The sequence below is a fragment of the Hyphomonas sp. GM-8P genome (genome assembly GCF_003263315.1).
Lineage (GTDB): Bacteria > Pseudomonadota > Alphaproteobacteria > Caulobacterales > Hyphomonadaceae > Hyphomonas.
The window spans coordinates 1-6,491 of record NZ_AWFE01000102.1 but is presented as its reverse complement, the minus strand read 5'-3'; the positions used below and the strand labels follow the sequence as shown (position 1 = coordinate 6,491).

General features: G+C 53.5%; 3 protein-coding genes and 2 pseudogenes. 1 reads left to right on the top strand and 4 read right to left on the bottom strand.

Features of this window, described 5'->3' with window-relative positions; translation table 11 throughout:
• Positions 1–240: pseudogene (locus HY26_RS19450) on the bottom strand (hypothetical protein); the annotation flags it as partial.
• Positions 241–297: 57 nt separating this feature from the next.
• Between HY26_RS19450 and HY26_RS19445 the strand changes: the two are divergent.
• Positions 298–585: pseudogene (locus tag HY26_RS19445) on the top strand (mobile mystery protein B); the annotation flags it as partial.
• A 119-nt stretch (positions 586–704) separates the two neighbouring features.
• Here HY26_RS19445 and HY26_RS15265 read toward each other — a convergent pair.
• From HY26_RS15265 to HY26_RS15255, 3 genes are all read right to left on the bottom strand, one after another.
• Complete coding sequence (locus HY26_RS15265) at positions 705–2,432, bottom strand: UvrD-helicase domain-containing protein (RefSeq protein WP_112073994.1); 1,728 nt, start codon at positions 2,430–2,432, stop codon at positions 705–707.
• Positions 2,425–4,497 (bottom strand): ATP-dependent endonuclease, encoded by a 2,073-nt coding sequence (locus HY26_RS15260; protein WP_112073996.1) that lies wholly within the window; start codon positions 4,495–4,497, stop codon positions 2,425–2,427. The genes HY26_RS15265 and HY26_RS15260 overlap by 8 nt, the downstream gene beginning before the upstream one ends.
• 413 nt (positions 4,498–4,910) lie before the next feature.
• Positions 4,911–6,185, bottom strand: a complete 1,275-nt coding sequence (locus HY26_RS15255) for a site-specific integrase (protein WP_112073993.1) — start codon at positions 6,183–6,185, stop codon at positions 4,911–4,913.
• Between the last annotated feature and the right edge of the window lie 306 nt (positions 6,186–6,491).

Here is a 6,491-nt window from a genome sequence, read left to right as displayed (position 1 = left end):
GAACAGGGCTTCGCCTTCAGTGAGGTGGATGAAGCGCTCGGTTTTAGAGTAGCTGACGGTGAGCGTCGTGTTTGTGTTGAGCGTGAAGACGGATCCGTCGTCCAGGGTGTCCGCCTTGGGGACAAGGCGGGAGGGTTTTGGCTCAGGCAGGACTTGATTGGACCACTCGCGGTCACCATTCCCGGACTTCGGGTGTGGTGGAATCGAGAGTGGCTGAGTCTGATCTGACAATTTGGACATTCTCTTGTTGGGGGCGTTGCTGAGCGGGCACGAACGCAAAACTTGAACACCACCCAACTGATCGATGACGTAAGATACTGGAGCGACCACGCAACGTTCGAGCCAGATGAGACAGCCGTGCGACTGCATCACCGGCTGGTCTGGGTTCACCCTTTTCCAAACGGTAATGGCCGGCATGCCCGGATGATGGCAGATCTGCTTGTGCAAAGACTTGGCAATCAGCCCTTCAGTTGGGGCGGCCAGAACCTTCAGGACATTGGCGCACTACGACAAGCCTACGTTGAGGCGCTCCGGCGTGCTGACCAGCATGACATAGGACCCCTTTTGGAATTCGCGAGAAGTTGATCACGGATATCCGCTATGTCTTGTTGAAGACTACTGATCACAAGGAAGCGATGCGGCATGAAGTTGCGCTAGTTGGCCGGCGCCTGATTTCGATGCTTCCCTTCCAGCCGCTTACATTGTCATAGAGCAAGTGCGTGAACGCGGTCTGCGCCGAACCACCGCTCCAACGTGCCAATTGCAGCAACCGAAACAAGCTGAGTAAAAAGCACAGCAAGACGACGCTTAGGTCTTGAACAGGCCACGTAAAAGAGATTTCGGTTGCGCTCAAACGCTGCTTGTCTTGCCGCGGGTATATTCTGTGCACCCGCTAATTCAAGCATCTCGTTAAAATTGTAGAGGTTCCAACCGCGACCCACAACGACCAATACATTCTCAAATTCGGCACCTTTCACCCCGTGCTTGGTCTCGAAAGGAGATGAGCCGTCAAGATAGTGGCGCAGCGCTGAGACTTCGGAATAAGAGACAGCGCGCAATCGTTCTATTTCGGCAAGGGCTGTCGGCATCTCCTCCTCACCTTCTCGGTCGAACAGAGCGAGATCACGTTCGCGGTCGGCAATTGCGTCTGGAAGTCGTGGTCTCCGAACTGCACTCAGATGCGCAAGCACATCAGCGACAGTGCCTCTTTCTCGTAGGCTTCCAAGTGCAACCATTGCATCGAACCACGCTTGCTTGTCCGCGTGGCGCCTCAGATGGGGCAAACCGGAGCCCAGGAAGTCGAACATCTCTCCGTATCTATGCGCAGCAAAGGCGTCGCATGCGGGTTCGAGTATATCCACGAACCACGAAATGTAGGGATGCTCCTTACGGGTGAATGATTCGTTGTAACGAAAAGCAACGGGCAGACTCGCATAACCTTGCTCGGCAGCGAGGACGCGGTGAGTGAGCATCAAGATCTTGGTGTGCGCCGGCGTGATGTTCCAACCTGTTTCTTCGAGCTGGCCGCGTGCCATCTCGAGCGCTTGGTGTGCCGCTTCTGTCGGGAGGTCTCCGCCCCAATGCCCACCGGTCTGTCGCTGCCCGCCCCACCCGTTGGTGTGGAAGACTCGAATATCACCGGGTAATTCGGGATCGTCTACAAACTGTGGAAGCTCGGGCCGCATTGCATTGAGGACATCGACGACCGCCTGTACCGAACGAAAGTTGGCACCTTTGTCGATCTCTTCGACTGCAGGATGGTCGAGTTTACCGCAGCCATTTCCATAGATCTTCTGCCAATGGTCACCGAAGAATCCAAATACCGGCGCGCTGTCGACTCCTAGAAAATGATGTTTGATCGCGGCGACCCATTCGACATCAGTATCCTGATATTCATCGATCAAAATAATCGGGTAGCGTTGCGCCACAAGCTTCCGGAATTTGGTATGCGCCATTAGCGCGATGGTAAGCGGCAGAATGTCGTCGTGATGTAGCGAAACGACGGTGTCACGTACCGAACGATGACCCAAATCATAGCTTACCACCCGCTCACCAATTCCACCCACTTCTGCGAGCCTCTCTTCCCAAACTGGCAGTGCGGCGACCAACTCCCGCAATTGACGTTGGAATCCATTGATCAGAGACCAGCAAAAGCCGTGGTTGGTGTCGCAGTAGATTATCGGGTGCCTGTCGGTACGCGCTTCGATCTCGTCACGCGCAACGTTGGTATAGGTAATGCAGGCAATCTTCTGACCGAGACGCGGCATATCGCTAGCGTGTCTGTCAATCAAAAACTCAAGCGCCTTTACCAGAGAATAAGTCTTGCCCGCGCCAGCACCAGCTTCGAGTCGAAAGCTTCGACCTTCAGTTAAGGCGGAAAAGACGCGTTCCAGTGCGACGCGACTTGCCTGTTCGGCAGGAGTCTCAGGCATCAGGTTTCCCCACTTCGCCTTCGAAGGCTTCCACAACAGCCTCAGCGCCAGCAGCCATTACTGAATCACCAGGTCCGAATTCATCCGCTGCAAGCCAAGCGATGCCGTCGAGAAGGTACTTGGGCGCCACCCAGTCCTTGTCTTCAATGGCGAATGTTAACGCGAAGTCAGATTTTTTGAACTCGGCCGCCTTAGCTCGCGCAGCTATCTCCAAAGCTTCAGAACCCGCGTCATCAACCCCGAACTTCGCGGTGTTGGCGAGGATGAAGGAGTCCTCGAAAGTACGCCCGCAGGGGCCGCCCGGAGCTTCAGGACATTGATAGGCGATGCGACAATATCCTTTGCGTTTATCGTTGTCAGACTTCGCATTGATCACCTCCAAAGTCAGTGGGTCATCAGTAAACCAACTTTTTATGCAAGCATTGCTAGTGGCAGTACCCTGATGGACAGGACAAGCCTTCCCACCAGGAACAAGGGTTGAATCAAGGTCGGTGATGATCAATGTCCTTAACTCTAAGAACTCAAGCAGGTCCGTGAAGCGGTGTGCGTATGCACCGCCGACTTCGATGATCGAGGTATATTGGGTTGAGAGCTTCGGCGCTTCGAGATTCTCTGCTTCGTATTTCTCGGTGACCACAGGCAGCATTAGCCTCTCGCTAAGCCCCTCGACCAGAATAGCCTTATCAGCGAAAAACAAGTCGCAACGTGTTAATGTCATATATTGATGAAGGAAGCGCTTTTCCGGCTCCGGCTTACCTGCGAGACCGGTTCGAAGATCCTTGATCTTTGTATGGCGAACGCCAAGCGGTGCGTCGATCGTCGCCGTCGATAGGAAGTAACGAATGCACTCAAAACCAGCGGCGTTCGCGATATGAGATGAATGCGTCGAAACGACAAATTGGACGGGCCAGGCGACACCGCCCTGAGCACCATCGACGAGTTGCTTGGCAAACGTCGCCAATTGGCGAATAAAGACTTCCTGCATCTGAGGATGGAGATGTGCCTCAGGCTCCTCAATGAAGATAAGATGTACACCGGGCGCAGTCGCCTCAGCGCGATAGGCTTTGTAAAAGCCCACGAGTTGGAGGAGAATGAAAATTAGGTTCCGCACACCAAGTCCATTATAGGACTCAGGGAGTGGTATCCCGCCAAAGCCTCCATACCGCACTTTCGTGAAATTGGAGAGCAGTCGCCTAACATCAAGCAACGTCTCCGTCTGAAGATCTTGCCCTCCCAGCCCCGGATACCCGAAGCTCTTAAGTGTCGGCAGCAGCTTTGCCAGCTGGCTAGCAAAATTTTCGTCGAGTTGGGTCTGGATCTCCTCGACAGCAGCGGTCAAGCCTTCCGCGATTGCCTTGTCACCAGCATCTGCAGTGTCCGAGCTAGCAGTGGTGAACATATTTTCGAGCACCCTAGCGAGCACGTCGGATTCGCGAGAAGTGACATCGTCTAGCCCGCGCTGTGCATTAATAAAGCCGGTTTTCACCAAGTGTCGTAGCGAGGCTGGCTGCATTTTCCGGATATTGGTCGCATCGTTTGGATCCTCGGCGCAGATCGAGACGCCATATTGACGCGGCACACGCTCGCGCATAAGGCGCAGGAATGTCATGCGCGTCTCGTCAGTGAGCGGCTCAGCGGGCGCGTCGTCAAAGAAAGAGTCTACAGCGCCATCCTTCAATTCGTATCGAATGACGACCAGAGCCGTTCGGCAATCCGGATTAAGGTCGATGACAAAAGGCGCCAATGGCCCAAAGTCGGGCACGTCGACATCATAATCGAACCGGACCCGCAGCTCGATCGTCGGCAACGCGGCGCGTACGACATCATCTCCGGCGCTTTCGTTGTATGCCTGCAGAGCGGCAACGAAGTCAGCATGGCAAGTACTCGAAAAATCCTCAAGATTAAATCGGGCATTAGCGTCCGTTAGTAAGCGCTTCATGATCTCGGAGAGCGATGTCTTTCCACTGTTGTTGCGCCCAACAATAACAGTTGTCTGGGCTTCAAGCGCGAGAGCAACATCGCTAAGCAACCGAAAGTTGGTGATCTCTACAGATTCGATCCGCACTCGTTCTTCCCTTCCAATCATTACTTCACCAACAAATATGCCGCACGCTTCTTCTACTCAGTCTGCGGCATCCAATTTGCTGGGCTAATCCCCATACCATCGGAGGGAGAATATGTGGACAATCTAGAGTTCTCGAATGCTCATTGTCGATCCTATGCGGCCCGGCCATTTCACGTCGAGCCGCGCACTCAGTATCCTGACTCCGTCAATTTTCAGATTGAATGAGTTAAGCTGAATGCGTTGATATCGGGAGCAAATCGCATTTCGAAGTTGTTCCAACGGATCCCCATCCCGAACAACGAAACACAATTGTTGCAGAAGTTCGCGCATCCACGACTGCAAACCATGTTGAGCTTCATCGGCATGCACTGCCGTTCTGCACGCGTTCTAGAGCTTATTTACACCACTACATTTCAAGCTCGCTTACGCGCATACTCGTATGCAGCCTCTACTCCATCTGCCACAGGACGCTGGGAATCGACGAGCAGGTGAGCATAACGCTCCGTGGTAGAGGTTCGCTGGTGCCCAAGATTAGCGCCAATCATCTTCAGCGACTCGCCAGCATTAATTGCGAAGGATGCGTAGGCGTGACGGAAATCATGTATTCTGAAGTCCTTGATCTTCGCGCGCGCAGCGATCTTCTCCCAGGTATGGTTGATGCGCTTGATGTGATCAGAGCCGCTTCTTGAAGACGGGAAAACATACTCCGCCTCCTCGTCTGCTTCTTCACTTAGACGCGTCAGGATCTCCACGCATCGCGCCGACAGGGGCAAAGACTTGTACTTCTTTACACCGCCAGTCTTGTGGCGAAGTGGCGGAAGCTTGAGGATCCGTCGCTCCAGGTCGACCTCTTTCCATTGGAGCGCCTTTATCTCGGATGCGCGTGCAGCCGTCAGAAAAATCAGCTCTAGGCAGTCGACCTGGTCCTGAGTGATCTCACCTTCCTCCAACAAGGCATCGATCGCCTTGAACATGCGTTCGGCTTCTTTCGTCGTCAGATAACGGTCCCGAGCCCCATCCTGTATCTTGTTGATCTTGAGACACGGATTGGACTCGACCAGTTCGCGCTTAACGGCCCAGCCGAGCATTGCCGACAGGGAACGCACGGCGTGCGATGCAGCCCCCCGTCCGCCACGAACCCTGCTGCCGGACCCCTTTGCCATTTCTGCTGATACGCCCGTCAGAACATCATTCTGGAACCGGGAGATATGGTGTGGCTTCAGATCACCGAGTGTGATCCGTCCAAGAAGCCGTCGGGCATGGTTGTTGAGGTAGTTCTTGTCATTTACCCAACTCGACTCCCGCTTGTCCGGTTTGTCGATCGGGCCTTGGTCAAGATAGAGATCGATGAGCTTCGAGATGGTTAGCGCGCCAATCTTCTGCTCAACGCGCTCCAGAGTTTTCTGCGCTGATGGGTCGTTTCCCTTGGCTACTTCACCCAGGATTTCCTTCGCCTTGTCTCGGGCGGTTTCAGGCGTCCACGGATCGCCATGCTTCCCTATCGTGTACCAGCGATAGCGGCCGCCGAAACCATAGCCGACGACATAAACCTTGCGCCCAGTTGGATAGACAACGAGGCAAAACCCCTTCTGCTCGCTGTCCCAGATCCGCGTGCGGTTCCCGTGCTCAGCGATGGCAGAGTCCACCAGCCGTTTCGTGATGCGGTGCTCTCCAACTCTCTTCGCCACCTACCCAAATCCTCATAGGTTCTTCCAAAAAACTATGCAAAAGTATGATTTGCATGCCATTTGGAAGACAAACTTTTTCAGTATCCTCATATTTTACAAAAGAATGCATCGAAATTCCAGCTAGAAAATAGCTAGAAAACGGACGGAATTCATGGGTATCAATAGGAAACTTGTCCCAACAATGGGAAGGACAAAAATACGTTTAAATCATTATTTTTATTATATTTTTGCTCATTTTCACCTAAGATGAACAACTTGCGAATTTGACCCCTATTAGCTTCCCAAGCTGACGACGAGAGTTCGATT

Bases quoted from the DNA above. Each gene is read 5' to 3' on its own strand.
- HY26_RS15265 (WP_112073994.1), bottom strand. From the start codon at position 2,432: ATGCCTGAGACTCCTGCCGAACAGGCAAGTCGCGTCGCACTGGAACGC.